27 protein-coding genes are annotated in these 26,689 nt (G+C 58.7%); 12 read left to right on the top strand and 15 right to left on the bottom strand.

Features of this window, described 5'->3' with window-relative positions:
- Window positions 1–43 precede the first annotated feature (43 nt).
- The 6 genes from EX00_RS15960 (at window position 44) to EX00_RS15935 (ending at window position 8,454) form a co-directional block, all read left to right on the top strand.
- Window positions 44–493: a hypothetical protein gene (locus EX00_RS15960; RefSeq protein ID WP_234709025.1), complete on the top strand. Its 450-nt coding sequence runs from the start codon at window positions 44–46 to the stop codon at window positions 491–493.
- Window positions 490–5,991, top strand: a complete 5,502-nt coding sequence (locus EX00_RS15955; protein WP_047459546.1) for a YadA-like family protein — start codon at window positions 490–492, stop codon at window positions 5,989–5,991. The genes EX00_RS15960 and EX00_RS15955 overlap by 4 nt, the downstream gene beginning before the upstream one ends.
- A gap of 7 nt (window positions 5,992–5,998) precedes the next feature.
- Window positions 5,999–6,574 carry an invasion associated locus B family protein gene (locus EX00_RS15950; protein WP_047459544.1) on the top strand — a complete coding sequence of 192 codons (576 nt, stop codon included), beginning with the start codon at window positions 5,999–6,001 and terminating at the stop codon, window positions 6,572–6,574.
- A gap of 14 nt (window positions 6,575–6,588) precedes the next feature.
- Complete coding sequence (locus tag EX00_RS15945) at window positions 6,589–7,284, top strand: hypothetical protein (protein ID WP_047459540.1); 696 nt, start codon at window positions 6,589–6,591, stop codon at window positions 7,282–7,284.
- Window positions 7,281–7,754: a DUF4189 domain-containing protein gene (locus EX00_RS15940; protein ID WP_047459538.1), complete on the top strand. Its 474-nt coding sequence runs from the start codon at window positions 7,281–7,283 to the stop codon at window positions 7,752–7,754. Before EX00_RS15945 ends, EX00_RS15940 begins: the two co-directional genes overlap by 4 nt.
- 175 nt (window positions 7,755–7,929) lie before the next feature.
- A complete protein-coding gene (locus EX00_RS15935) occupies window positions 7,930–8,454 on the top strand; it encodes an invasion associated locus B family protein (protein ID WP_155294075.1) in 525 nt (174 codons plus the stop codon).
- Window positions 8,455–8,554: 100 nt separating this feature from the next.
- Here EX00_RS15935 and EX00_RS15930 read toward each other — a convergent pair whose 3' ends face one another.
- The 7 genes from EX00_RS15930 to EX00_RS15900 form a co-directional block, all read right to left on the bottom strand.
- Entirely contained in the window at window positions 8,555–9,394 is an 840-nt protein-coding gene (locus tag EX00_RS15930; protein ID WP_047460408.1) for a MurR/RpiR family transcriptional regulator, read from the bottom strand.
- A gap of 99 nt (window positions 9,395–9,493) precedes the next feature.
- The gene (locus tag EX00_RS15925) at window positions 9,494–10,171 is read right to left on the bottom strand and encodes an aspartate/glutamate racemase family protein (protein ID WP_202903720.1); all 678 of its coding nucleotides are present in this window, start codon (window positions 10,169–10,171) and stop codon (window positions 9,494–9,496) included.
- A gap of 76 nt (window positions 10,172–10,247) precedes the next feature.
- Complete coding sequence (locus tag EX00_RS15920; RefSeq protein WP_047459532.1) at window positions 10,248–11,216, bottom strand: ABC transporter ATP-binding protein; 969 nt, start codon at window positions 11,214–11,216, stop codon at window positions 10,248–10,250.
- Complete coding sequence (locus tag EX00_RS15915) at window positions 11,209–12,273, bottom strand: ABC transporter ATP-binding protein (RefSeq protein WP_155294074.1); 1,065 nt, start codon at window positions 12,271–12,273, stop codon at window positions 11,209–11,211. Before EX00_RS15915 ends, EX00_RS15920 begins: the two co-directional genes overlap by 8 nt.
- Window positions 12,270–13,160 (bottom strand): ABC transporter permease, encoded by an 891-nt coding sequence (locus tag EX00_RS15910; protein WP_047459527.1) that lies wholly within the window; start codon window positions 13,158–13,160, stop codon window positions 12,270–12,272. The genes EX00_RS15915 and EX00_RS15910 overlap by 4 nt, the downstream gene beginning before the upstream one ends.
- A 4-nt stretch (window positions 13,161–13,164) precedes the next feature.
- Window positions 13,165–14,118 carry an ABC transporter permease gene (locus tag EX00_RS15905; protein WP_047459524.1) on the bottom strand — a complete coding sequence of 318 codons (954 nt, stop codon included), beginning with the start codon at window positions 14,116–14,118 and terminating at the stop codon, window positions 13,165–13,167.
- 76 nt (window positions 14,119–14,194) lie between these two features.
- The gene (locus tag EX00_RS15900) at window positions 14,195–15,784 is read right to left on the bottom strand and encodes an ABC transporter substrate-binding protein (protein WP_155294073.1); all 1,590 of its coding nucleotides are present in this window, start codon (window positions 15,782–15,784) and stop codon (window positions 14,195–14,197) included.
- A 287-nt stretch (window positions 15,785–16,071) separates the two neighbouring features.
- Here EX00_RS15900 and EX00_RS15895 point away from each other — a divergent pair, with 287 nt between their 5' ends.
- Entirely contained in the window at window positions 16,072–16,893 is an 822-nt protein-coding gene (locus tag EX00_RS15895) for a bifunctional allantoicase/(S)-ureidoglycine aminohydrolase (RefSeq protein ID WP_047459521.1), read from the top strand.
- A 73-nt stretch (window positions 16,894–16,966) separates the two neighbouring features.
- On the opposite strand, the gene EX00_RS32005 is transcribed toward EX00_RS15895, so the two are convergent.
- Window positions 16,967–17,350, bottom strand: a complete 384-nt coding sequence (locus tag EX00_RS32005) for a type II toxin-antitoxin system VapC family toxin (RefSeq protein WP_080761257.1) — start codon at window positions 17,348–17,350, stop codon at window positions 16,967–16,969.
- Window positions 17,347–17,547: a type II toxin-antitoxin system VapB family antitoxin gene (locus EX00_RS15885; protein WP_047459518.1), complete on the bottom strand. Its 201-nt coding sequence runs from the start codon at window positions 17,545–17,547 to the stop codon at window positions 17,347–17,349. Before EX00_RS15885 ends, EX00_RS32005 begins: the two co-directional genes overlap by 4 nt.
- A gap of 290 nt (window positions 17,548–17,837) precedes the next feature.
- Between EX00_RS15885 and EX00_RS15880 the strand changes: the two genes are divergently transcribed.
- Window positions 17,838–18,083, top strand: a complete 246-nt coding sequence (locus EX00_RS15880; RefSeq protein ID WP_047459514.1) for a CopG family ribbon-helix-helix protein — start codon at window positions 17,838–17,840, stop codon at window positions 18,081–18,083.
- Window positions 18,080–18,370 carry a type II toxin-antitoxin system RelE/ParE family toxin gene (locus EX00_RS15875; protein ID WP_047459511.1) on the top strand — a complete coding sequence of 97 codons (291 nt, stop codon included), beginning with the start codon at window positions 18,080–18,082 and terminating at the stop codon, window positions 18,368–18,370. Before EX00_RS15880 ends, EX00_RS15875 begins: the two co-directional genes overlap by 4 nt.
- 264 nt (window positions 18,371–18,634) lie before the next feature.
- On the opposite strand, the gene EX00_RS15870 is transcribed toward EX00_RS15875, so the two are convergent.
- Together EX00_RS15870 and EX00_RS15865 are read right to left on the bottom strand one after the other, a co-directional pair.
- Window positions 18,635–18,931, bottom strand: a complete 297-nt coding sequence (locus tag EX00_RS15870) for a hypothetical protein (RefSeq protein ID WP_047459509.1) — start codon at window positions 18,929–18,931, stop codon at window positions 18,635–18,637.
- 199 nt (window positions 18,932–19,130) lie between these two features.
- Window positions 19,131–21,212 (bottom strand): carboxy terminal-processing peptidase, encoded by a 2,082-nt coding sequence (locus EX00_RS15865; RefSeq protein ID WP_047459507.1) that lies wholly within the window; start codon window positions 21,210–21,212, stop codon window positions 19,131–19,133.
- A 670-nt stretch (window positions 21,213–21,882) separates the two neighbouring features.
- Between EX00_RS15865 and EX00_RS15860 the strand changes: the two genes are divergently transcribed.
- Complete coding sequence (locus tag EX00_RS15860) at window positions 21,883–22,920, top strand: nucleotidyltransferase family protein (RefSeq protein ID WP_047459504.1); 1,038 nt, start codon at window positions 21,883–21,885, stop codon at window positions 22,918–22,920.
- Here EX00_RS15860 and EX00_RS15855 read toward each other — a convergent pair.
- Together EX00_RS15855 and EX00_RS15850 are read right to left on the bottom strand one after the other, a co-directional pair.
- The gene (locus tag EX00_RS15855; protein ID WP_234709024.1) at window positions 22,917–24,005 is read right to left on the bottom strand and encodes a phosphoenolpyruvate carboxykinase (ATP); all 1,089 of its coding nucleotides are present in this window, start codon (window positions 24,003–24,005) and stop codon (window positions 22,917–22,919) included. The genes EX00_RS15860 and EX00_RS15855 overlap by 4 nt on opposite strands.
- A gap of 10 nt (window positions 24,006–24,015) precedes the next feature.
- A complete protein-coding gene (locus EX00_RS15850; RefSeq protein ID WP_047459501.1) occupies window positions 24,016–24,240 on the bottom strand; it encodes a hypothetical protein in 225 nt (74 codons plus the stop codon).
- Between the two features lie 577 nt (window positions 24,241–24,817).
- Here EX00_RS15850 and EX00_RS32000 point away from each other — a divergent pair.
- Together EX00_RS32000 and EX00_RS15840 are read left to right on the top strand one after the other, a co-directional pair.
- The gene (locus EX00_RS32000; RefSeq protein WP_047459498.1) at window positions 24,818–25,039 is read left to right on the top strand and encodes a hypothetical protein; all 222 of its coding nucleotides are present in this window, start codon (window positions 24,818–24,820) and stop codon (window positions 25,037–25,039) included.
- Window positions 25,040–25,226: 187 nt separating this feature from the next.
- On the top strand, window positions 25,227–25,679 hold the full coding sequence (locus EX00_RS15840) for a VOC family protein (RefSeq protein ID WP_047459495.1): 453 nt from the start codon (window positions 25,227–25,229) through the stop codon (window positions 25,677–25,679).
- A gap of 95 nt (window positions 25,680–25,774) precedes the next feature.
- On the opposite strand, the gene EX00_RS15835 is transcribed toward EX00_RS15840, so the two are convergent.
- The gene (locus tag EX00_RS15835) at window positions 25,775–26,113 is read right to left on the bottom strand and encodes a slr1659 superfamily regulator (protein ID WP_047459486.1); all 339 of its coding nucleotides are present in this window, start codon (window positions 26,111–26,113) and stop codon (window positions 25,775–25,777) included.
- Window positions 26,114–26,131: 18 nt separating this feature from the next.
- Window positions 26,132–26,686, bottom strand: coding sequence for a slr1658 superfamily regulator (locus tag EX00_RS15830; RefSeq protein WP_047459484.1), 555 nt, complete (start codon window positions 26,684–26,686; stop codon window positions 26,132–26,134).
- Between the last annotated feature and the right edge of the window lie 3 nt (window positions 26,687–26,689).

Genomic DNA, 26,689 nt, shown 5'->3' with positions numbered 1-26,689 from the left:
ATAGTCCGTAATTTTCTAAAATACCGCCGCCGCGAATGAAGCCATGTTCGTCATCGTAACCATTCGGTGCGCTATGGACATTCAATTCACGGATTTTGAAATCTTTGCTCCGAAAGTCGAGGTGGCCTGGACCGCCTTGCAACGGCAATATGCCAGCCGCCTCACCGGCGCGGAGCTTGATCATCTATTCGCCTGCCTCGTCTTCGGATTGACCTCTCCGGCCTATGCCGATCGGGAGCCGGCGCTTCATTTCGATATTTGCCACGCGTTGGTGGCGATGAAACTTCCGCCCGATCGGGCGGATGCCGCATTGCATGCGGTTCCGGAACCAACGGAGCCATGGGTCGTGAGTGCGCGTGAGCAGATCGAAAGCCAGGCCGTCAGGATGGGGCACACGCTTCTGGAACTACATAATTTCAACGACGACACAGCCGCCGATGCGGATCCAAGCGGACTCGGTCGTTCAGATAACTGTGAGGAGAAAGCAGCATGATGAAGTGCGTTGGGGAACGTCTGCAGTCTAAATCTCATGCCGGCTTTGTCGGAAATTGGATTTCGGGGAGAAGCGACAATCGTTCGCTTCGTCGGCGGTTGATGGCGGTTTTGCGCCTGGCACATCGCACGCTTGGCATAAAGCGCAAGGGGTTGGGGCTCGGGTCGCTGGGAATTGGTGGGGCGGTCGCACTAGGCACGATCACATTCGGTGGCATCGCCACGCCGGCGATGGCGCAGTATGCCGCCGGCGGCGGCACGGCGAATACCACCGGCTCGGTCGCGGTCGGTCCCTCCGCCACCACGAACGGACTGCGCGGTATCGCGATTGGATCTGGAGCGGTGCAGAACGGAATCGATTCCATCGCTCAGGGCACCAATGCCGCGGCGAGCAGTCAGAACGCCGTCGCAATCGGCTTCCAGTCGACGGCATCTGCGTTGAACTCCGTCTATCTCGGCTCGCGCACCGTCGCCGGAACAGGTTCCACCGCCCAGAGCGCCATTGGTATCGGTACGGATGTTACTGCATCCGTGGCCGACGCCATCGCGATAGGACGACAGGCCGTTTCGTCAACGCAATATGGCGTGGCTCTCGGCCTGAATGCTAGAGCGACAGGCACAGGCGGCGCGATGGCTCTGGGTCAAGGCACGGTTTCGAGCGGCATCAATTCGGTCGCGCTCGGCGTCCAGGCCAATGCCACCGGGGGCGGTGGCAACGCCTTGGGCACCTTCTCCGTTGCTTCGGGATCGAACTCCACCGCTGTTGGCACCAGTTCGGCGGCCACCGGTGCCACCTCGTTTGCGGGGGGGTGGAGCTCTGTCGCCAGCGGCGCCAGCGCCACCGCCGTTGGCACTCAGGCCGTGGCGTCGGGTACGAACACAACTGCACTCGGCGCCTCAGCTACTGCTTCGGGAAATTTCGGGGTTGCCTTGGGTAACCAGGCGCAGACGCTCGCTGCCGGTGGCGCGGTTGCAATAGGTTCGGGCGCGGTTGTCGCAAGCACCGCGACCTCCGGCCTCGCGCTTGGCAACAATGCAAACTCCGGTGGTGTTTCATCGATTGCCACGGGCGCCGGTGCTAACGCCAGCGGCGCCAATTCCACTGCCACGGGACGCCAGGCCATCGCCAGTGGTGCAAACTCCGCCTCGCTCGGGTCCGCAGCAAATGCGGCAGGAGACAATTCACTCGCTGCCGGCGTCAACTCCGGTGCCAGTGGAGCCGGCGGCACCGCTCTCGGCAGCGGTGCTCGAACCAGCGCCGTGAATGCCGTCGCTGTCGGCGCTGGGACGAGAGCGTCCGGGATAAACTCCGTCTATGTCGGCCAGACTAGTTTTGCAACGAGCGCCAGTGGACAGAGCTCCATCGCCGTCGGCACGGACGTAACGTCGTCCGCGAACGACACCATTGCAATCGGACGCGAAAGCGGGGCGACTGGCACTAACGCCATCGCGGTCGGTCTCCAGTCTTCTGCAGACTCCGCCGACGCCGTCGCCATGGGCAACGGCGCGACTGCAACCGGCGGCAAGGCCGTCTCCATCGGCGCAGGCAACACGGCTTACGGCGACGGCGCGGTCTCTATCGGCGATCCGAGCTATGCCAGCGGCACCGGCGCCTTCACTGGCGGCGCCAACAACATCGCCAACAGCGACGGTACGGCGACCGCCACGGCGGCCAACACGGCCAATGGCGCGGTCGCGATCGGCAACAACAACAAGGCGATCGGCCAGGGTTCCGTGGCGCTCGGCAACGGCTCCACCGCGGGCGCGTCCGGTTTGGCCGGCAACGTCGCCCTGGGCAATGGTGCTACGGCGGCGGCAAGCTCCGGCGATGTGGCCCTGGGTTCCGGTTCGACGACCTTGGCGGCGGTGGGGACACCGAACGCGGTCATCGGCGGCACCACCTATAACTTCGCTGGTACGACGCCGACCTCGACGGTGAGCGTCGGCGCGGCCGGTGCCGAGCGCACCATCACCAATGTCGCCGCGGGCAGGCTTAACAATGGTTCGACGGATGCCGTCAACGGCTCGCAGCTCTTTGCGACCAACCAGCAGGTCACCCAGAACACCACCGACATCGCCAACATCAGTGCTGGCGCCGGCATCAAGTATTTCCATGCCAACTCGACGCTGGCGGACTCCTCGCCAACGGGGACGGACTCCATCGCGATCGGACCAGTCGCAACCGCAGCCGGAGCGAGCGCCATCGCGGCCGGCACCAATGCGAGCGCCTCCGGCTCCGCCGCCTCGGCTATCGGCAATGGCGCCGTTGCATCTGGCCTCAACGGAACGGCGTTTGGTTACATATCCAAGGCCTCGGGCGACTACAGCACCGCCGTCGGACCCAATGCCAACGCGACAGGCTTGTCCAGCACCGCGATCGGCCAGAACGCGTTTGCCACCGACGCGCAAGCGACCGCTCTCGGCAAACAAGCAAATGCCAGCGCCGCGGATGCGGTGGCATTAGGCCCCAACGCCACCGCCAGCAACGCAGGCGCCGTGGCGCTCGGCTCGGGCAGTGTCACCGATGTCGCCGTCGGCACAGCCAGCACGGTGGTCAACGGCACGACCTACGGCTTCGCCGGCACGACGCCGTCCTCGACGGTCAGCATCGGCGCGGTCGGCGCCGAGCGCACCATCACCAATGTCGCGGCGGGCCGGATCAGCGGGTCGTCGACGGATGCGATCAACGGTTCGCAGCTCTATGCCACCAATCAGGCAGTCGACGCCATCGGCACCACGCTCAACAACATCAACGTCGGCGGCGGCATCAAGTATTTCCACGCCAACTCGACGCTGGCGGACTCCTCGCCAACGGGGACGGACTCCATTGCGATCGGACCGGTCGCGACTGCGACAGGAGCGAGCGCCATCGCGGCCGGTGTCAATGCGAGCGCCACCGACGCCAACGCCTCGGCCATCGGCAGCGGCGCCATCGCATCGGCCCTCGACGCAACGGCGTTCGGTTACATATCCAAGGCCTCGGGCCAATTTGCCACCGCCGTTGGCGCCAATGCCAATGCGACAGGCTTGTCCAGCACCGCGATCGGCCAGAACGCGTTTGCTACCGACGCGCAAGCGACCGCTCTCGGCAAGCAAGCGAATGCCAGCGCCGCGGATGCGGTCGCGTTAGGCCCCAACGCCACCGCTAGCAACGCGGGCGCCGTGGCGCTCGGCTCCGGTAGTGTCACCGACGTCGCCGTCGGCACCGCGAGTGCCGTGATCAACGGCACGACCTACGGCTTCGCCGGCACGACGCCGTCCTCCACAGTCAGCGTCGGAGCGGTCGGTACCGAGCGCACCATCACCAATGTCGCGGCGGGCCGGATCAGCGGGTCTTCCACGGATGCGATCAATGGCTCGCAGCTCTTCGCCACCAACCAGGCGGTCGATAGCCTTGGCAACCAGGTCACCACGATCGGGGGCCAGGTCACGCAGAATACGACCGACATCAGCAATCTCGGCAATACGATCAACAATATCGCCGGTGACACCTCGACGGCCTATACCGACGCCAATGGCGACGGCATCCGATATGTGCGCACCAATGACAGGACCCTTGCCGTCAGCGACTCCTCGGCTCAGGGCATCGGTTCCACCGCGGTCGGATATAACGCGACAGCCGTCGCCGACAGTTCACTGGCGCTCGGAAGAGAAAGTCAGGCCACCATCGATGGCGGCGTAGCGCTCGGCTCCGGATCGATTTCCGACCGTGCCCTGGCACCGGCCAGCGGCCAGATCGCGGCCGGTCCATCGAACTTCATTCAATACAACACGACCGACAAGACCCTGCTCGGCGCGGTATCGGTGGGTTCGGCTACGTCTTACCGGCAGATCACCAATGTCGCCGACGGTTCCAGCGCTCAGGATGCCGTCACGGTTCGCCAGCTCCAGGGCGCCATCGCCTCGGTTGCGGCTTCGCCGAGCAAATACTTCCACGCAAACTCTGCCGCCGGTGATTCCCTCGCCGTCGGCGCCGAGTCGGTGGCGGTCGGTCCGACCACAGTGGTCAATGGCGATAACGGCGTCGGCATCGGCAATGGCGCGATCGTCGACCAGACCGCTCCCGGCGGCACCGCGATCGGCCAGAATGCTCATGTCTTGCTGGCCGACGGCATTGCGCTCGGCACGAACTCGACGGCGGCGGGCATTCAATCGGTCGCCATCGGCGCCGGAGCCCAAAGCAACAACATCAACAGCGTTGCGCTCGGCGCGCAATCGATCACCACCGTGGGGGCACAGACGGGCTACATTGCCTTTGGCCTTGCGAGCGCGCAAAACTCGGTCGGCGAAGTGTCGATCGGCTCGGCCGGATCGGAACGCAAGCTGACCAATCTCGCAGCGGGTTCGGCTGACACCGACGCCGTGAATGTCAGCCAGCTCAAGGGCCTCGGCACCAACATCACCAGCCTGATCGGCGGCGGCACGACGATAAACCCGGATGGGTCGGTCACCGGTCCCACCTACAACGTCCAGGGCAACAATTATTCGACGGTCTATGACGCTATTGGCGCGGTCGATAACACGCTGACCAACATCACCAGCGGCGGCGGCATCAAGTATTTCCACGCCAACTCGACGCTGGCGGATTCCGCAGCTTCGGGCACCGACAGCGTTGCGATTGGTCCGGAAAGTGTTGCCAGCGGCACGGATAGCCTGGCTGCCGGTCATGGAGCAGCGGCTACGGGGGCGGGTGGCGTTGCTCTCGGTCAGGGCGCGCAGGCCAACAATGCCAATGATGTGGCTTTGGGCTCCGGTTCAGTCACGCAGGCGGCGGTTCCTACGTCCAGCACCACCATTCAGGGCAAAACTTATAACTTTGCTGGCACTGCGCCCATCGGAACGGTCAGCGTTGGTGCTCAAGGTGCGGAGAGGACCATCACGAACGTGGCCGCAGGCCGCATTAACGAAAACAGCACCGACGCGATCAACGGATCGCAGCTCAACGCGACCAATTCGGCGATTGATGCTCTGCAAACCGGCGTCGGGACGATCACCAAAAATGCCGTCACCTATGACCTCAATCAGGATGGCAGCAAGAAGAACAGCATCACCCTGCAGGGCGGTGACGTCAACGCGCCGGTGGTCATCTCCAACGTCGGCAAGGGTGTCGCTCCGACCGATGCCGTCAACGTCGCCCAATTGGGCGAGGGTATCACCCAGGCCAATTCCTACACGGATACGGCTGTTGCCGGTGGCTTGACTGCGGCAAACAACTATACGGACCAGAAATTCGGTCAATTGAACCGGGAGATTGGCGACGTAAGGTCGGAGGCCAGGCAGGCGGCGGCAATCGGGCTCGCGGCGGCGTCGCTTCGCTATGACGATCGTCCCGGCAAGGTCAGTGTTGCGGTTGGCGGCGGCTTATGGCGGGGTGAAAGCGCCCTGGCCTTCGGCGCTGGCTACACCAGCGAAAACGGCCGGGTTCGCGGGAACCTGTCGGGTACGGCGGCGGGCGGACAGCTGGGTATCGGCGCTGGTCTTAGCTTCACTTTGAATTGAGCCAATCATGTTCAAAGGAGCGCTTTCCGGCGTCCCAGCCTTCATGACTTGCCTGCTCCTGTCCGGTCCATATGCGGCCGGACAGGAGGCGCCCACTTCAGACTATCGAGTAAAGCCTTCCGAAGTCGTCGTGCCCGCGGAGGTGAAGCTCGGCGATTACCAGAGGACCATTCGTCCGTTCGAAAACTGGACGCTAATCTGCGACGAAAACCTGAAGGTTCGCCAGCGGGTTTGCAACGTTACGCAGATCATCGAGAACGAGGCGGGACAGGTTGCATTCAGCTGGTCGCTTGCGGCCACCAAAGGAGGCGAACCCTATATGATCCTGCGTACCGCGCCGGTCGCCAAGAACGATGGCCGGATCTTGCTGACGTTCGACGGGCGCAAGGAGCCGATACAGGTTCGGCTGGAGGGATGCAGCAAGACGGTTTGCGTCGGCATGCTGCCGGTGGGGCCCGTACTGCGTGAACAGATTTCAAAAAGCTCGGCACCCACAATTTCCTATCCGACGATGGATGGGCAGACGATCAGCGTAACCGCAACCCTCAAGGGCCTTTCCACCGCCGTTAAGGCGATCAAGTGACGGATAGATTTCCAATGAACCAGCAATCAATCCACGATCGGATCATGTCCCGGAGCCAGGGCGGCGTTGCTGCCCAGGACGGGACCGACGACCAGGCGAAGCCGAAGCGGAACTGGTGGAAAGCGACGGTTCTCTCGTTGCTCGCAATTGCCGTTGTCGGTGCTGCCGGCTATGCCGCCACGCGATACAATGTGGTTGGCAACTTCATATCGCAGCCGGCGGTCGCCGGGACGAACGACACCAATCCGGCGCTGCCGGATACGCCGTTTCTGCAGCACGCCAAGCGGGCTGGCCTGCAATCCTGCTCCACCGTCTTTCCGGTTCTCGGAGATTTGCTGACGAGCGGCACTCAATACAATGTCCAGTCGGTCTGGAACAACGAGGCGGCCGACAAGCATGCGGTACAGGCACTTGTGGGCATGAATTACGCTGGTCAGGGCTATAGCGGTCCGGCGGCCGGCATCGTCTTCGCGGCACCGGTCGCCTCTGGCTGCGAGGGCTCAATGGTTCGCGTCGCACCGTTTACCGCCTCTTGCTCCGATATTTCAGCCAAGTTTCCGAATGGAAGCAAGCTCGTCAACAATCTCGGGCAGGTCGGCGTCTACGAACTGGCCAATGATGGAGGCGACGCGATGCTTCTGCCAACCGGAAACGGCTGCGTCGTCATTTCCGTGGCCTCTGCAGCAGGAAAACAAGGGAGCGCAAAATGAGATCGAGATTCATCATCGCAGCAATCGGCATGTTGTTTGTCTCCGCGGGACAGCTGGGCGCGGCTGATCTCTTTGCGACCGAGGAGCCGCCGGTTCCGCCGCCAGAGGAGCGCGGCATCTGGGCGGCGATCGCCTATTCCACGCCCGATGAGAAGCATGGCTTCTTCTGGGGTGCGGACAAACGGCAGGAAGCCATGGATATCGCGCTCAAGCATTGCGAGCGGGACGGCGGCAGCAAATGCACCGTGGTCACCGTCTTCCGCAATCATCGGCATTGGGATGACGACGATAATACCGGCTTTCCCTATAAGCATTGCGGCGCGCTCGCCATCAGCAAGGAAGAAAACAATCGCGTGACGCCTTGGGGCGCAAATTCGGCGCCGACGCGCCGGGAAGCCGAAGACCTAGCCCTCAAGGCTTGCGAGCTCTCGGGAACACAATGCAAGGTCCGCGAGTGGGTGTGCACCTGATCCGATCATGATCTTTGGCACCGCCAGGATGAAAGCCATGGAGGCCGAATTTCTGGCGGTCAATGCGGACCTCGATCTCGTTTGCCACCACCGAAGACGTGTCCCACTCTAAACGGAAAGACCTATCTCTTTGCCCATCGCGATATTGATTTCTCTTCATAAGATGATTGCCCGAATGTCTCGCGCGAAGTTCGCTCTTGTTTGTTCGAGCATCGTGTTCGGTCTCGCTCCCGTGGCCTTTGCCCAGTCCGCTCTGCCAAACGGTGCATCCACCCTGCAGGAGACCTATCAGGACTGGCGGGTCGCATGCAGCCTTCGCGACAACGCGCCGGCATGTGCGGTTTCCCAGGATCAGACACAGCAGAATGGTCAAAGGCTGCTTGCCGTCGAGATGCAGATGCGCCCCGACGGTAGCGCGGTCGCAACGTTCCTCCTCCCGTTCGGCATCGTTCTCGACTCCGGCGTGACGCCGAATGTCGATGATCAGCCGCCCTTGAAGCCTGTGCGTTTCCGCACCTGTTTGCCGACGGGATGCATAGCCTTGCTTCCGATCGATTCGGCGACACTGACAAAATTACGGGCGGGCTCACGCTTAAACCTCAAGGTTACCGCCGATGCGGACAAGCCATTGAGCTTTCCGGTGTCGCTCCATGGCCTCTCAGCCGCTCTCGATCGCGTCGCCGCCGTAACCCCCAGATAAAGATGGGTTTCGACGATCGCCTCGGCTTTCGGATCAATGCAGATCGCCGGGCGATCGGTTGTCGGTGGATGTCGGCCCGTTAACGATAGCCTGGAGGAGTCTAAAGCTCCTCCAGGCTATCGTTCAAAGCTTCGATGTTTCGCAGACGCATGCGACCCGACACCTCCGCCTTTTCGACGCATCGCGTTATGAGCAGGTGGCAAAGCGCCATGACGGACGCATGGTTGAAGAGTGGTCCGGGCGCCAGTGTCTGGCAAAGGAAATGCCATTCGGCGCTGGTCAGAATGGGCGCCCCTTCGTCGGTAATGTAAAGAAGCCTCGCTTTCGACTTCAGGATTTGCTCGATCAGCAGATCCATCCGCGCTATCCGCCGCCGCAGACCGAACAACACAACGACATCGTCTTCATGCACGCTGACCAGGTGCTTGCCAAGGGTCTGTCCCGGACCGGGGATCGCCACGATATTCTCGATGACCTGCGTGAGTTGCCACTGGAGATAGGAGGCGAAAGGATGATTGGCGCGGAAGCCAACCACCCATACCTTGCGGGCGTTGAGCATTGCTTCCGCAACAGCATCGATTTGCGTATCGTTGATTGCGAGAAAGGTCGCATCAATGTTGGCGATCGCTTGCGTGATGTGTGCTTTGATCGATTGGGTCGTGGAGGCATCCGTCGAGGTTGAAAGGAACAATCGCGATCCGGTCTGCCTCTCGGCGCGGGCATGCCTGCGTGCCTCTTCGTAGTTCGCGTAACCCAGCCGCTGGACGAACCGTGAAACGGTCGCCTTCGAAACATGGGCAAGTGCTGCCAGTTCCTGCGCGGAATAACTCGCAAGCTCGCCTGGAAAATCGCAGACAAAATCTCCGAGCCGCCGCTCGGCGGGAGAGAGCTCTGGAAGAGTCTGCCTGACTCTGAACAGAAACGACGTCTCTTTGGGCACTCCCGTCTCCACCAGATTGCTCGCCGCCAGATTTTCGGTCGCGGATACCCGATTTGCAATCGAAAAGGATTCGGGCAACACGACACCCATGTGCGTTCGTCACAAAGAAAGGTTGCTGGTGACAGACGTGGCTTTGATCCGCAGCAGCAGCAACGCGACTGCCGCTGTGATCGGTGCAATCACCGGCCTGGAAAACCGGCGTCCCAGCTCAACGGCCGCTTGTCCCAATGGCCCGCCGCCGATGATGACAGCCTCGGCCCCGTCGAGCTCGAATGCCTGTTCGACCGCAAAGGCAAGTTCGGCCCGCAGCCGCTCCGGATCGGCCGCGAGCTTTTGCGGATCGCCGTTGGTCAGGCGTGTCCCTGTGAAAAGCTGACCAAGCCCAAGGCCCTCCGCCTTGAGGGCAAAGCTGCCGACGAGATCGGGCGTGACCGTCGCGATGCCGAAACGACGTCCGTGCGCGGATGCCTCGAGCATGCTGGCCTCGCAGATGCCGACCACCGGAACATCGGTGAGGCCTCGAAGTTGCTTGACGCCGGGATCGCCGAAGGCGCTGACGATGATGCCGTTGCCAAATCGCGCCGCCGCGAGCCCCATTTCGACCACGCCGGCGGCGGAGGCCACCAGCTGTTGATCATTGAGAATCATTGGTACGCCGCTTGTCGCGGTCATACCTTCGACACTGACATTGGCCGGAAGGACGCTGCGGGCGATGTCGGTCATCATTGCTGTCGTCGTCTCGGACGTATTCGGGTTGATGAGGACGATGTGCTTCATTGTGTCTTGAGCATGCTCAACGAGCACGAGGTCTCCCTGGTTCGCTATTGGTTTTCAGTGACGGGCAGTTCGAAACCTATGTGTATTGAAGGCAGGCCACCTGTCCGGTTCCGCCTTGGCCGACGAGATCGGGCACGCGGGACCGGCATACATCAGACACCTGTGGGCAACGAGGCGCGAAGGCGCAGCCAGGTGGCATGTTTGCAAGATCAGGTGGCGAGCCCGGAATTGTCACCAATCTGTCCCGGCCATGGGCCAGCTCGACACGGGCTCCCAGCAAGCCCCGGGTATAGGGATGTTTTGGTTGATTGATGATGTCGGGGACGGTGCCTTCCTCGACGATCCGCCCGGCATACATGACCGCGATCCTGTCGGCGACTTCCGCGGCGACGCCGATGTCATGCGTGACGAAGATCACCGACAAGCCATATTCCGCCTGAAGCTCCCGGATCAGGAGGAGGATCTGAATTTGCACCGTCGCGTCGAGGGCAGTCGTCGGCTCGTCGGCAAGCAGCACTTTCGGATTGCAGGAGAGCGCCATCGCGATCATCGAACGCTGCAGCATGCCGCCGGACATCTCGTGCGGATAATTCCCGAGGCGCCGTTCGGGCGAAGGGATACGAACCTTTTGAAACAAGGCGAGCGCCCGTGCCGAGGCTTCGCGTCGGGACACATTTTCATGCCGCCTGATCGTCTCTTCGATCTGCTGACCGAGCGTATAGACCGGGTCGAGGGCAAGTCGGGGTTCCTGAAAGACCATCGAGACGATCGGCCCGCGCAGGCTGCCCAGCTCCTTTTTCGAAAGAGCGGTCACATCGCGGCCGGCGACCGTCATCGAGCCCTCGATGACCGTTCCTGGCGGATGCAGCCGCAGCAGGGAACGCATCGTCACGCTCTTGCCGGAGCCAGACTCGCCGAGCAGGGCCACGACTTCGCCCGGCCGAACGGAAAGGCTGACGCCGTTCACCGCCCTGACGGGCTTGCGCCCGCGATTGAAGGTCACCGAAAGGTTCCTGATATCGATCATTGGCCGGGTATCAGTCATTTTGCGTCTCCATCATGACGGGCGCACGGCTGTGACCGGATCCGGGCAGCGACATAAGACAGGCCGCGGCGTGATCCCCGGATACGATCGCAAGCGGCGGCATCTCCCGGCTGCAAATATCCTCGGCAAAGGTGCAACGCGTATGGAATCGACAGCCCGAAGGCGGATCGATCGGATTTGGCGGATCGCCTGCAAGTGGAGGTTCCGACGTGCGATCGGAAGGGTCGATCTTCGGCATGGAGGCAAGCAGCGCCGATGAATAGGGATGTCTCGTACGATCGAAAATCGCGTCGCGGCTGCCGATCTCCGCCACTTTTCCGAGATACATGACCATAACGCGGTCACACATGAAGCGGACGACGTTGAGGTCATGCGAGATGAAGAGGTAAGTCAGGCCAAAATCCCGCTTGAGATCGAGCAGCAGGTTCAGCACCTGCGCCTCCACCGACTTGTCGAGCGCGGACACGGCTTCGTCGAGAATGACGAGACGCGGTTCCAGCGCCAAGGCGCGGGCAATGTTGACGCGCTGCCGCTGGCCGCCGGAAAGCTCGTGCGGATAGCGGCCGGCAAAGCGGTTCGGCTCCAGGCCTACCCTGTGCAACAGGTCGTGTGCCCGGGCCATGGCCTTTTCTGCAGGAATACCATGAACGCGCGGCCCGAACGAGATCGATTCCTCCATCGTCAGGCGCGGGTTCAGCGAAGCATAGCTATCCTGGAACACCATCTGTACCTGCCGGCGATAATCAGTCAGCGACAGCGTGCCGCCAACCGTTTCGCCATCGAACAGCACTTCGCCTTGATCCCGTTTGATCAGCTGCATCAGCAATCGCGCCGTTGTCGACTTGCCGCAACCGCTCTCGCCGACCACGCCGAGTGTCTCACCCTTCAGAATATCGAAGTCGATCCCATCAACGGCGCGGACCACCTTCTTCGGCTGGAATAACCCGCCGCCTTTGACGGGAAAATGTTTCAGGAGAGATCTGACGGAGACCAACGGCTGTGCCGGGCCGCCACGGTCGCGCGGATCTGTCGTGGACAGGGGGAGGGCATCCATCATGATTTCACATCCATTGCCGCACGCAGCCCGTCCGAGAAAAGATTGAAGCAGATCGAGGTTATGAAAATCATCACGCCCGGCAGAGCCGCCACATAGGGGTTGACGTAGATTGCCGTGCGCAACGTATTCAACATCAGGCCCCACTCGGCATCGGGCGGTCTGACGCCGAGCCCCAGGAAAGAAAGGCCGGAAGCCAGGATCATCGATACCGAGATGAGGCTGGTCGCAAACACGAAGATCGGGCCAAGAACGTTGCCCAGAATATGCACGGTGATGATCGTGCGGGCCTTCGCACCCGAGGCGCGGGCGGCATCCACATAATCGAGGCTTCGTACCTGAGTGGTCACACTCTCGGCGACGCGGGCGATTTGCGGAATGAACACCACCGTCAGTGACACGAGCGCATTGGTCAGGCCGGAGCCGAGCGCACCGGAGAGTGCGACGGCAAGCAGCACGGAGGGAAATGCGTAGAAGACGTCGACCGTCCGCATGATCAGCGTATTGACGATGCCGCCCGTATAGCCGGCGATGATGCCGATCGCAGAACCGATCACGAAGGCGATCGGAACGGGGATGACGCCCATCAGCAGCGATAGTCTTGCGCCGTAGATCAGCCGGGAAAGCATGTCGCGGCCAAGTTCATCGGTCCCAAGCATATATTCCGGAGTGCCGATCGGCTTCAGGCGGCGGATCACGCTCGCCTTTGTCGGATCGTATGGCGCCAGATAAGGAGCAAGGATCGCCGCCGCGATCAGCGCGATTACGACAAAGAGCGCTACGAGGGCGACCGGATCCCGACAGAGACGACGGATGACGCCCTGCCAGAAACCGGGGGAGCGAATGGTGCGCGGACCAACGGCGACGACGTCTGCTGTCACAGCCACCATGGGCTCAACTCCTCTGGATACGCGGATCGATCGCGCTCTGAAGCACGTCGACGACAAGGTTGACGAGAACGAAGAACATGGCGAGCACAAGGATGGTGCCCTGGAGCACAGGCAGATCTCTGCTGAAGATCGCTCCGTTGAGGAGAAAGCCTGTTCCAGGCCAGGAGAAGACCGTCTCGATCAGGATGGACCCGCCGAGCAGATAGCCAAGCTGCAAGCCCATGACCGATATCGCCGTCGGCGCGGCATTGCGGACGACGTGGCGCAGGATCTGCCGCGTCATCAGACCCTTGGCGGCGAGAGCCTGCGTGAAATCCTGCGCGAGAATATCCGCGACCAGCGAGCGGATCGTCCGGGCGATGATTCCCATCGGGATGACGGACATCGTGATGGCGGGAAGGATGAGATAGCGGAGATACTCCCAGTCGACCGCTCTTCCATCCGATCCGCCGGGGCCGCCGCCCATCGCGGGAAGCCAGCCGAGCCTGACCGAAAAGACGATGACAAGCACCATGCCGAGCCAGTAATGCGGCACGCTGACACCGAGCATCGAGATCGCCGAAGCGATGCGGTCGATCCATTTGCCTCGGAAGACGCCTGCCAGGAAGCCCAGGCCCGCCCCGAGCGTGAAGCCGATCAGCGTTGCAGCGACGGCAAGGATGATCGAATTGAGCGAAGCCGAGGCGATTTCGCCGAGAACCGGCCGTCCGCTGGCGATGGAAACACCGAGATCGCCATGCAGCACCCGCCAGCTCCACAGAGCGTACTGGACCGGCAACGGCCGGTCGAGGCCGTAGAAGCTTTGCATCTCGGCCTGGAGTTCGGCCGATGCATCCGAGGGCAGGATGGCCGCAAGCGGGTCGCCCGGCGCGATATGGATCAGCATAAAGCAGACGATGCTAACGCCGATCGCCACCGGTATGACATGCACAAGCCGTTTCAAGGCATAAGCCAGCATGAGGTCCTCGCTTGGGAAGGGTAAGTTCGCGCTTCAATGGGGGTGCACCGGCAAGCCGGCGCACCCGTTTCGGGGATCAGGGATCCAGCGTGATCTGCGAGAAGTCCTGGAACCAGTTTTGAGCCTGCACGAAGCCCTTGACCTTGGTGCTCATCGCGCGTGGGTTGACGTCGTGCGTGACCATCAGGAACAGCGCTTCATTGACGTATTTCTCATGCACCTGCTGGAGAACCTTGTCCTGTTCGACAGGATCGAAGGTGTTGCGCACCTTTTCGAAGAGCGCATCCATTTCCGGATCGCAATAATAACCCCAGTTCGTACCTGCCGGCGGTGCGAGATTGCACTGTAGGTGTCGGATGAGGCCGGTGAAGGGATCCTGGATGAAATAGGAGTAGTTGATGGCGGTTGCGCCCTTGGCGCTCGGATCCTTCGCTCCCGCGCGCCAGATATTGATGACCGTGTTCCAGTCGGCCACTTCATATTCGATATCGATGCCGATTTCAGCAAGCGTCTGCTGGATATACTCGTTCATCGCCAGCGGCAGCATCTGGCCGGAACCGGAAGAAGAAATGATGACCTTGGTCTTGATGCGCTTGTCGGGACCGTATCCGGCTTCCGCCATCAGTTTCTTCGCTTCCTCGACATTGTAGCTGAGCTTGAAGGTCGGGTTGCCGAACCACTGGTGGCCGGGCGGCATGAAACCTTGCGCCGGGATCGAGAGACCACCGAGAAGCTCGTTCAGGCCGTCGCGATCAACGGCGAGGTTCGCGGCCTTGCGAACGCGGATATCGTTCCAGGGAGAGCCTTCGACGCGGGAGAAATGCCATGTCCAGTTGTGCGGATAGGAGTTTGTCACGATCGTGAAGCCGGCCTCCTTGAGTGAAGCGACGGAATCCGGCGCCGGCGCCTCGATCCAGTCGACCTGGCCGGATCGGAGCGCGGCGACGCGGGTGTTCGGTTCGGGCAGCGGAATGAGGATCAGCTTGTCGAGTTTCGGTACACGCGCCGGATCCCAATAGTTTTTGTTCGGCGTCAGCTCAGCGCGCTCGCGAGGTGTGAAGCCGCTTTCCATCTTCCACGGCCCAGTCCCGGACGGCTTTTGCGCAATGGCATCCCAGTTCTTGCCCTGGGCTTCCCAATTCGCGGGGGAGGACATCAGGATCCAGCTCAACTGGTAAGGCAGCGTTGCATCTGGTGTCTTGGTGGTGATCTCGACCGTCAGCGGATCGATCACCTTGTAGCTGGCCACGGCCGGAATGCGTGACTTGCCCTGGGCCGACTGGCGCTTGTCGAATTGGGGAGCATCCGCCTTCAGAAGCTTATCGAGATTCCAGACGACAGCGTCGGCGGTGAAACCGCTGCCATCATGGAATTTGACGCCGTCGCGAAGCTTGAAAGTCCACTTGGTCTTGTCGTTGGCATCGACCGCCCATGAAACGGCGAGCCCCGGAACGAGGGCCGACGGCTTTACGGCACTTGTAAGATCCCATTCGACGAGTGAGTCATAGACCGTGTAGCCCATGAAGCGCTGACCTTCGCCGCCCTGGTCCGTCTGTCCGGTGGTCAGAGGAATATCGGAAGCGGTCATGCCGATCCGCAGCGTTCCCGCGGCAAAGGCCGTGGCTGTGCCTGCGGCGGCCAGTGCGATGGTGGTCGCTCCGACCATGATGGATTTGCGGACTTTGCAAAGAATGGATCTTCTCCGTGATAGAAGACCTAATGCCTGGTTCATGCCGTTCCCTCATCTGTTTCCTGTTGCCACCGGGCGTGGCCCAGTCGGGGATGAGAAGCAGTTTTCATGCCGACTTAGGTGAAACCGAAATTCCATTTAAAAAAACAACATTTTGATCGAATTTTTTGATTTCATGGTGTCTGGTCGCCGAATTTGTTATTGCTTAAAAGGCGTGCGGCACTTAAGGCAAATGCATAATCCCGCGCCGCGAAACGGACCCTATGACCGATAGAGATTACTATTCGAAGCTCGGCGGATTGCCGCCGCAGACCGAACTGCTTTCAAGCAAGGCTGTTTTTACGACGGCCTATGCGGTTATTCCGCGAAGCGTTATGACCGACATCGTCACGAGCGTGCTTCCCCATTGGTCGGGCACAAGGGCATGGATCTTGTCCCGGCCGCTCTCCGGCTTCTCGGAAACCTTCTCGCAGTACGTGATGGAAGTGCTGCCAGGCGGCGGAAGTGACCGGCCTGAACCCGACAAGCGTGCCGAAGCAGCAATCTTCGTCGTCGAGGGCGAGATGGCGATCGAATTTGCTGGAAGTGAACATGCGTTAAAAGCAGGGTCCTTTGCCTTCATCCCGGCTGGAGCCGCATGGAAGCTGAGCAACCAGGGAACCGCGCCGGTCAGATTCCATTGGGTCAGGAAGGCGTTCCAGCCAGTGGAGGGATTGGAAGCTCCACCCGCTATTTTCACGCATGAGGACCAGCACGCCATTTCTCCGATGCCGGACACGAATGGGGGATGGGGAACGACCCGTTTCATCGATCCGTCCGACATCCGTTACGACATGCATCTCAACATCGTCACATTGGAACCGGGCGCGACGATCCCCTTCATGGAGACGCATGTCATGGAGCACGGCTTGTACGTGCTCGAAGGCAAGGCGGTCTACCGGCTGAACAAGGATTGGGTGGAAGTGGAGGCGGGAGACTTCATGTGGTTGCGCGCCTTCTGCCCACAGGCCTGTTACGCCGGCGGACCGGGCCGTTTCCGTTACCTGCTTTACAAAGATGTCAACCGACACCCGGGGCTCTGGTAGTCGGGCCAACAGGTATAAGCCAAGTCTTGGCAGATCCTGCGACGGCAAGCGTTCGAGGGCATCGTTTCAGGATTTAATTGGGCACGTTGACCGGTGTGTGCAGTGGGGCTCCTGCCTTTTCGGCTGCTGTTCGCAGGCGCTTGTCTCTGGTCCATAAGGACGCTTTGTGGTCAAGAAGAACGGACGCCAGCAAGTGGGCATCCGTGTAGCCAATCCCCATGCTGAAAATGCCGTGGCGATCGATCATTGCCATGACTTCGTCATGCGTGGCGGCCACCGCTTCGCGCTGAGCCGCCAGGAAAGCTATCACGCCGCCGCGATCCCGAAGGCTGCCAAGAGCCAGCTCTCCGACCACGCTCGGATGGCAAAGCAAACGATCGTCTTCAATAATCCTGCGTAGCTCTGCATCGGCATGTCGGAAATGATCAATCCAGATCGAGGTGTCTGCTAATATCACTTAACAGCCGCGCTCCGACGCCGCGGGGCTGCTTCGGCATCGGGCATGGTTCCTCCGAGCGCAATGAGGCGTTTTCCAGACTCTACACGAACAAGCGTCTCCAACGCTTGCCGGACAAGCGCCGCAGTTTCCTTGGTGCCGGTTAAGGACCTGGCCCTTTCCAGGAGCGCGTCGTCGAGATTGATGGTCGATCGCATGATCTGGCTCCTTCATTAAGGCACGTAAATTAGCACCATTTGGTGATTAAATCTACGCCTGGCTTCTGCTCCCATATACCAGAGCAATCCTTTCTCTGAGGGGCGACGACACATTAATTTCTTGGAGGCGGGAGCGCGCGCTATTTGCGCCTGCCTTGCGGGCCTATGGTTCGATTCTATTCAACGGGGCCATTTGCGGGTTTCGTTAGAAGCTCTCTTGCATGAACTGAACCTTGACGAGTCATGCTGGTTCACAGATAATCATAGTGAACCAAGGAAAATTAGGGCTCATGACCGCATTCACCGTGCGCGTTTCAGACGAAACGGCTAGTAAACTCGACCAGATCGCAGAAAAGCTCGATCGTTCTCGCTCTTATATGGCAGCCCAAGCCATCGAGGATTACGTCGCCCGCGAAGAGTGGCAAATTGCCGAAATCGAGGCCGGGTTGGCTGAAGCCAACCGGGGCGAATTCGCCAGCGACGACGACGTGGCGAAAGTTATCGGAAAATACGTCAAGTCTGCTCGCCAATTATGAGCGGAAAGCGCGTCCGCTGGACGATGAGAGCGCTTCGACGGCTTGATGAGATCGGTGCACATATCCAGAAGGATAATCCAGACGCCTCAGCGCGGGTAGTCGCGCGGATCGTGTCGGCGGTAGATATGCTTGCTGATTTTCCCGCAACGGGCCGTGTTGGTCGCATCAACGGCACGCGTGAGGTGGTGCTGGCAGATATACCATATATCATTCCCTATCGTATTGGGCAGGACATAGAGATTCTCACGGTCATGCATGCCCATCAGCGGTGGCCTTCAGTATTCTAGGTTTTCACCCATGGCTCCGAGCAAGCGCGGACGATAAAGACAATGTCGCTATGAATACCCACCCAACAGGAAAAAATTAAAGGGGATGTCGGGCAGGGGCCACCGGTTCACATCCCCTCCAGGCGCCGAGTTGCCGCTCTCTGCCGGCAGCACACGCGGCTCCCCGAGTATTTAATGCTGATCGACCATTCTGGGTAGACCCCATGTCTCTGAACGGCGCGATGAACTTTCGGTTATCAGGCAGTCATGTGTGTCAGGCAAAGACTAGGCAAATACCGCGATAAGCACGGACAGCCAGATCAAGGCGACTCCCAGTGCCAATGCTCGCCTGGCGCCTACGACCTTCTCCGCGCCCTCTTCTGCAACAGGTGTCGTCACAATCCAAGGCACCGAGCCAAGCGCTGCAAATCCGACAAGGGCCAAAATCACCACGACAAAATCGGAGCCGCGCCAACCGACGGGCTCATACACGCCCCAATAGCCAAGGAATGCCATTCCCACTGCGAACATGGTGGCGGAGGCAGAGCAAAGTCCCGTAACAGAACCTGATGGCGCGCGCATCTCGCATCCTTTTTGTGCTGGTCAATCCATAAGGCGATTTCCATCACGGGGCAAATCGTCTTCGCATAAAGGGACGTGGAGCTTAACACGCTGGCCAAACAAGCTTGCAAGTTGGAATAGTCATCCAACCTCCGCGGTCGCCTCCATCGGGAAATCACGATTTTCCTTCAATGTTTCCCGATTGCTGTGCGGCGGCGCTTCAGCGCACGCTTGCCTGTAGATCCGCTTCGTCGGCAAGTATGGAGGCGGCCTCGTTCAGAAGGACGTCTTTTGCATTCTTGCGGGCCTTTTCAATGGCAATATCCGCACTCAGGCTGCGCTCGTTTGCCTGAAGGCCGTCGTCTCCACTCGTGTCCACGCCATCGTTTATTTGCTCGCGCGACTTGAGACGACTGACCTGGGCAGCCATTTCGTTGCGACGTTCGGTTTCATTGAGAGAGATAACCCGTTTCTCACGCTGCGCCTTCAGTTCGGCAATGTCTTCTACAAAGCGTTGGAAATCCTTATCGTTCTGCACCCGAGCATCGTGGCGGCTTTGCAGTTGCGGCAGCAATGCCTTTACATTCCCGGCAGGCGCATAGTTCGCTGGTTTGACCTCAGTCCACGGCAGGGCATTGTCATAGCTCGCCTCACCAAAGGTCTTGGGGTCCGAAAGGCCCGGCAGGCTGATGTCAGGTGTCACGCCGCGCAGCTGTGTCGTGCCGCCATTGACCCGGAAAAACTGCGCAACCGTCAATTTCAGCTCGCCGAATTTCGGCTTGGTGTTGTGAGCCACCTGGTCAAGATTGACCACCGTCTGCACGGTTCCCTTGCCAAAACTGGGCTCTCCGACAATCACACCGCGACCATAGTCCTGTATCGCTGCGGCAAAAATCTCGGAAGCCGACGCTGAGCCGCGGTTGATCAGCACACCAACCGGCCCAGTCCAGGCAGGCGCGGGAAGATCATCGCTATCTACGTCCACCTTCCCGTCGGCATCGCGTTGCTGAACCACCGGACCCTTGCCAACGAACAGGCCTGTCAAATCGATCGCTTCGGACAGCGAACCGCCGCCGTTGTTGCGTAAGTCAATGAGAACGCCGTCGACCTTGTCCTGCTTCAGTTCAGTAAGTAGCTTGGCGACATCGCGGCTTGCGCTTCGGTAGTCCTTGTCGCCTTTTCGCCGCGCTTCGAAGTCTTCATAGAACGCCGGCAGAGTAATCACGCCGATTTTTCGTGTGGCGTTGCCATCCTTTATGGACAGGATGGTCTTCTGGGCAGCCTGTTTATCAAGGCTGATCTTATCGCGCACCAGGCTGATGAGGCGATGTTTGCCATCCGGTCCGGCATCCGCCGGCAAGATATCCAGGCGCACGACAGAATCCTTCGCCCCCCGTATCATCTGCACGATTTCATCAAGGCGCGTACCGACCACTTCCTTTATCGCGCCATGCTCGCCCTGACCAACACCGGTAATGCGGTCGCCGACCGCTAGCTTGTCGGACAATTGCGCCGGGCCACCGGGCACGAGCTCACGGATCGTCGTGTAGTCGTCTCTTTCCTGCAAGACCGCGCCGATACCAACCAGCGACAGCTTCATTGAAATATCAAATTCAGCCGAAGCACTCGCGCCGAAATAGTCGGTATGGGGGTCAATCGACGTCGTATAGGCGTCCATGAATGACTGGAACACATCGTCGTTCTTGTACTTGTAGGCGCGCTCGAGAGAGTTTTTGTAGCGTTTGTCGAGCGTATCGCGAATGGCGGCGTCAGCCTTGCCTGCCAGTTTCAAGCGTAGCCAGTCGCTCTTGACGCGTTTGCGCCACAGTTCATTGCTGTCTGCCTCAGACTGTGGCCAGGGCTCCTTGTCGCGGACCAGGGAATAGTCTTCCTGCACACTGAAGTCGAACTTCTGGTTAAGCAGGCTGCGCGCGTAGCTCATGCGATCGACGACGCGCTGCTCATACACGTTGAAAATAGAAAATGGGATATTCAAGTCTTCATGATCGATGGCATCATCGATCTTGGTACTGCTGGCCATGAACTTGTCGATATCCGTCTGCAGGAAGAGGACACGGTCCGGATCCAGAGACTTGATAAACCGGTTCATGATTTTGGCCGACAAGGCATCGTCAAGCGCAACGGGCTTATAGTGGAAGCGCGTCAGGAATTGCGCGCTCAAATGAGCGGCCTGCCCCTGTTGTTCTAGCGGCGTCAGAACTGGCGGCGAACCGGCTTCCAGAGCATATGCCGACGGTGCAATTGCCAAGAATATGCAGAGGAAACCATATCGTATACGCATCAAACTTTGGTCCGATTCTCAAGGTTGCGTGTCTAATGTATGATGTTGGTGGAACAATTATGGTTTTTTGGCAACTGGAGGGATGCACTTCCTGCGAAAAGATTTCCAGAACGCCTCCGCGCGCGACGCGGGTTTGAGGATCGGTGTTTTTCTGCTTAGGCCAGTTTAAGGGACAAATTGGTTGGAGAGGTCACTGATAAGACTTTCTGAGCTCGCCTCGAGGCCGTCGTGATGTGCCGGCCTGGTTTGACGCTATCGAGGGATGGAAACCACAGCCGCGATGGCCGAGACAGGACGGCACCTGCCGGGCGTCTGCCGTCGAATACTGGACCACAATTGCATGGCAATCGCCGAATGGTTTGCCACCACCACCGCGTTGTTTCTTTTTAGGAGCCAGCTGTTGGATGGAATTGGGAAGAAAAGCTTCCCGAAAAAATAGCGTCGCGGATTTCAATGGTCGCCGCAATATTCGTGTATCCATTTTTCAATCCCGCGTGGGCCATCTCATGGATTTAATTAGTTTATGAGATATTCTCTAAGTGAGAATGGTATAGTAGTATTACTATTGGCTTCTGTATGGAGAATAATAGCTGAAATTAGCGGTGTAGAATGGATATTGACTATTTTTATAGTAACTTTATGATTTTATACTAAAATTAATGAGGGGCGGATGAAAAACTCAGCAAGCTTTGTCGTTGATCAGATGGCGTCCTGCTTACTCGGAAATCCGTCGACGATTGTCGATTGGGAGCCGGTTCTGACGCTCGCAAATAATAGTTTGCTTACGCCTGCAATGTGGTCATCCATATCAGAGCGAAGGCAGTTGGGCTTGCTGCCAGAAGACGTAGCTTCGTTCCTTTCCTTCATTCATCGGTGCAATGTTGAGAGAAATGAAAGGCTACGCGCGCAACTGGAGGAATTGGTCGCGGCGATGAATGCGGCAGGGATAATCCCGACGCTCACCAAGGGAGCGGCGCTACTGGCGCGGGCGAAAGCAGAGCGATCAACAGCCCGTATCATGCGAGACCTCGATCTCGTGGTGGAAGACAATGAAAGGCAAGCAGCGGAGAAGTGTTTGGTTCAATTGGGATACGCTCCAATCGAAGCTTTCGGCTGGGGAAGACCCAAAGACGTTGGCGCTGTCGATTTGCACTATCCACCTGGCCGCTATCCCAGCTACTGGCCTAGCAACGCGACACTCGCGCAGCACAGGCGGGAGATCGATGTTGGTCGCGCAAGAGCGCACATACTGTCAGCCACCCTTCAGGCACAACATTGGATTGTCCACGATATGTTGAAGGACGGCCATCTCTGGCGTTTTCACATCGATTTGCGAAACCTCTTCGAATTGTATCTGCTTTCGAAATCACGGGATAAGATCGATTGGAAAGAACTGGATATCCTGCTTTCCGATCCGTTGGGTCGCTCAATGCTGTATGCGCAGATATCGGCGCTCAACGCGGTTTTTGGAGCCGACATTGCCGAGGCCCGGACAATTCCAGCATGGCTTGGCTTGCACCACCAATTGCGGCGCAACGAATATCATCCTCAGTTGGGAGGTTTGATCCGGTCTTTTGGACGCGTCGCCTGGGGTATTCGTGTTGCGCAGATCCATTGGCGCTTTCGTGGCCCTTGGGGTGAATTGCCCGGACGTATTATTCGCAAGGGACAGAAAGTCATCACGGCGCGAGTATCACAGGAAATTTAAAGCCCCCTTATTGCCTGGACGGCATCTTCCAGGCGGGAGACTTCCATTTCGAATGCCTGCGATGTGTTCACCAATTCTCGCAGCGCACCGAATGCGGCATCTGTTAGCCGATGCCTGGGCGCGGCCGCTTCTGCGAGCAGTCTTTGAAATGCATCCAATGAATGCATCCTCGATAGCGAACACTGGCCCGCCAGGTTTTGTCGAATAAAGACGATCGTCGTGGCCCTTATCGTCGAGCTATCATCCTTGTCGCCTCCGCCAGGGAGAAATTTGACGATCTTTCCGTCCGGGCGAATGTGAATCGGAAGCGAGGCAAGCTTGGGGTAAAAGTCCTGTAAGAGCGGCCAGCTTCCGTCTTTTACAGCGATCGGAAACGGGATGCCACGAAGCCGGTCTGTCTCGTCGATAATGACAATATCGTCCGCGAGCATCTCGCATCCTTCTTCCGAAGCCAAAGCGAGGGCGAGCGTTGTTTTCCCCGCGCCAGAGGCGCCGGCGATCAGCAGTTGCGAATCTCCAAGCCGCAAGAGGGCGGCATGCAAGGCAAGCATGAAATCTGTTTGCAGCAATGCATCCGTCAGGAATGCCTTTGCCGCGGGCACTATTTCCGCCTGAGCGAATATGCCCAAATATTCGTCGTCGGCCGTAAGTTCATATCGATGAGAATTGGCCTTGATAGCGAGATGATGATGCGCCCATTGCGACTTCACCGGCACGATGATGCCGCGAAAGAGCTCTTTTAATTCTCCGGATAAGATTTTTGGGCACTCGATCAACCATCTGGTGCCGTTCAAATGGAGAGCAAAGACTGAAGTCGAGCTGGTGCACGTATCAAGGATACCCAACTCGATATATCGGTCGAGTAAACCTCCAGCGTCTTCGCGTGCCAGCCTGAACTCGGATGAAAATTTGCTCAGGAAATGACTGCGAGTCATGCCCGCGGTGCTGTTGAAAACATATTGCCATGCCCAAGCCGCCAGCTTGTCTATCTCATAGAGATGCTGCTCCCGGCTGTTGAACAATGCAAAAGCATCACCCAATTGCGTAATTGAAATCTTCCGGCCGGGCAGCAGCATTGTATGCATGGCGGGCGGATCAGCGGTTCACGTCTTCCTTATTGGAGTTGCCCGGCACGCCATCCCCGCCGCCATTGCCAAACCCGTTGTTGCCCTGACCAGATTTGGCGATAGCCCCCGACGTCATCGTGGTTGAGAGCAGGAAGGTCAAAACGGGTGGTGCCACAGCGGCATACTTTCCGCAGCCTTCGACGAATTCGCGCCGGCTCGGACCGACTTTTTCTGTTTTGTCTTGCTTGTCCATGAAAACCTCCCCAAAAACACGCAGGATGAAAGTATTTCTCCCGACGGAACATAAGATACTGCTTGCAGGTATTCTGAAATGCTAAATTGCTACGTTTAGTATACTGACATAATATATATTGGTATGCAATAACCACCATGTAGGCGATTGAAGCAAAGTTTAAATCATAATAATGTAGCGATATTTTGGCGAAATTTCAGGGAACACTTCATTAAATTTATCACTTTGCTTCAAAACGTCTTTGCGGAAAGTTCGAAGAGTTATTTGAAGGATGATTTTTTAAGATAAGTATATCATTGATATGGAGAATTTTACAAACCGGCGCGCCGCGCCTGCGGCACCTGCCGACCTTTGGATAGGTGGCGTCCCGTTGTGGGTCAGCGGACTATCTGGCGGAATGGCGTGGGGTCTTAGATTTGTGAAAATGGACGCTGCTGCAAGTTTCCGGATGCGTGGCTAACGACACGCTATGCGTAGGCCCTTAAAAAAGAAGCGCAATGGCAGTGCGGTCAACAAGGACCGGGTACAAGATGAATGTATTCCGCGTCCGATAGGGCGGTCTTTAGGGGGCATATCAATGGTATCTACCCATTCGACAATACAGATCAGCAAGCCTCAACATTCTACCAATGATGCGTATCGGACAGTCGAGCGTGAGGAAGTCCTTGCGATAGCTTTTCGAGATTTCGTGCATGCGACGCTTGTTGCAGGTTGGAAGGAGCCCGAGGTTGCGTTGACCTTGGCTGACATCGCGGACGATTACGTGATGGCGCTCGCTGGAAGGGTTACGGAAATTTAGTACTGCATGACCGTCCGCGCCAGAGTGGTGAGCGCGGGCGGGTGCCGGTAACTCTTCAGCCAGGCCGCCGGTGACGCCACTCGACAAGAAGGTGGCCCGCCGGCGGCATGAATTCTATCGGATAGCGACCGGGTTCGTCGCAGGGCCTTGTGCCATCCGGGATTGTCGTACGAGAGAGGAAGATGTGATGAAGGTCAGACAACATCTCTGGTTTCGACGGGATATGGAATTGGCGATCGAATTCTACACGTCGCTGATCCCAGACTCGTCGATAAGCTGGGTTTCGACTATTTCTCCCGACAATTCGAACGGGCCGGCTGGCAGCGTGAAGATTGCGGGCCTGACCCTCGGCAACCATCCTTACATGGCATTCGAGTCGGGACCACTCGATCCCTTCGATCATGACTCCTCGATAACCGTCGCGTGCGAGACGCAGGCGGAGTTTGAGGAGCTGTATGATACGTTGAAAGAGGGTGGCTCGACGGAGCCGGGCGGTTTTCTGCAAGACCGCTGGGGTTTGCGCTGGCAAATTCTGCCCAAGCGATTTGGCGATGACGCAAAGACCCTGGCCAAGCTTGGCCATGTGGCCGGCGACGACCTCCGCGAGGCAACGTTCAACATCGCCACGCTGGAAGCGTAAGTTTCGATATTTCTCGCGTAACCATTCGAACATCACATTTAGCGAGCCCCGCCAAGGGGCTGCTTGCACCCGTGCCATACGACACTCGCAGCAGCTCACGTCAATCGCAGATCCAGGCCCGGGTGCAATTTCTTCAGATTTGGCAGCGATTTTGTCTGCCAGGGAACCTGCGATGAGCCGCGTACGGTCAGGTGGAGATGCGGATGCTTGCGCGCCTCGATCGTGAGCTTGGCAAGCAGATTGATACCGGACGAATTCAAGAATTGCAGGCCCGTCAGATCGAAAGCAGCCTTGCCGCTGCTATCTTCGAGCGCTTTCATAGCCAGGTTGTAAACCGGCGCATAGGCATCTGGCCCGGCCAATCGCATGGTTCCGTCAAAATAAACGGTCGTGCCTTCGGACCAAACGCGGAACGCTTCCTCTCTGATTTCCATGGCATTTCTCCCGCGGGTTCAAGACAGCGCAATCGCCATCGCAGCATAAGTTTCTAGTTTCGTTCGTTTATGCGGGCGGTCTTCCTCGAAGCGCCAAGCCAGATGCGCTTGGTAGTCGCTCATGAGAGTCAATAATCCCAAACCAGACGTGTTACCGCTTGCAGCAACACTTGCCTCGATCTGTTGAATAAGGAGGTCGCCCGGATCCCCCGTCGTCACATTCGACAGGAAGTGTTGAAACCTCACTGCCGTTTCATCGTCGACAAAGTTCGACACCCGTATTCGAAAACTATCGGCCTCCACCAGAGCCTCGATAACGATATCGCCTTGCATACGAAACTTGATGGCATTCTCAAGCAGCTCGTTCGTCACATAACCAATATCGTGCCTGACCACTTTATATCGCTGTATCGAAGGTCGAAAGCTGAGTGCGATCATCTCCGCGATGAAATCCGATGTCATGGCGGAATGCTTCCAGGCAAGATGCAGCGGCCCCTCGAGGAGGCGAAGCCGCAGTGCGTGGCCGGTGTCAAACGAGACAAGATGCTCTCTGCCGTAAAGTACAGTTGCCATGCT

The organism is Martinezella rhizogenes, from assembly GCF_000799715.1.
In the GTDB taxonomy this organism is placed as follows: Bacteria; Pseudomonadota; Alphaproteobacteria; order Rhizobiales; family Rhizobiaceae; genus Rhizobium; species Rhizobium rhizogenes_C.
The sequence above is the reverse complement of the archived record's forward strand: the minus strand, read 5'-3'. Positions and strand labels throughout refer to the sequence as shown.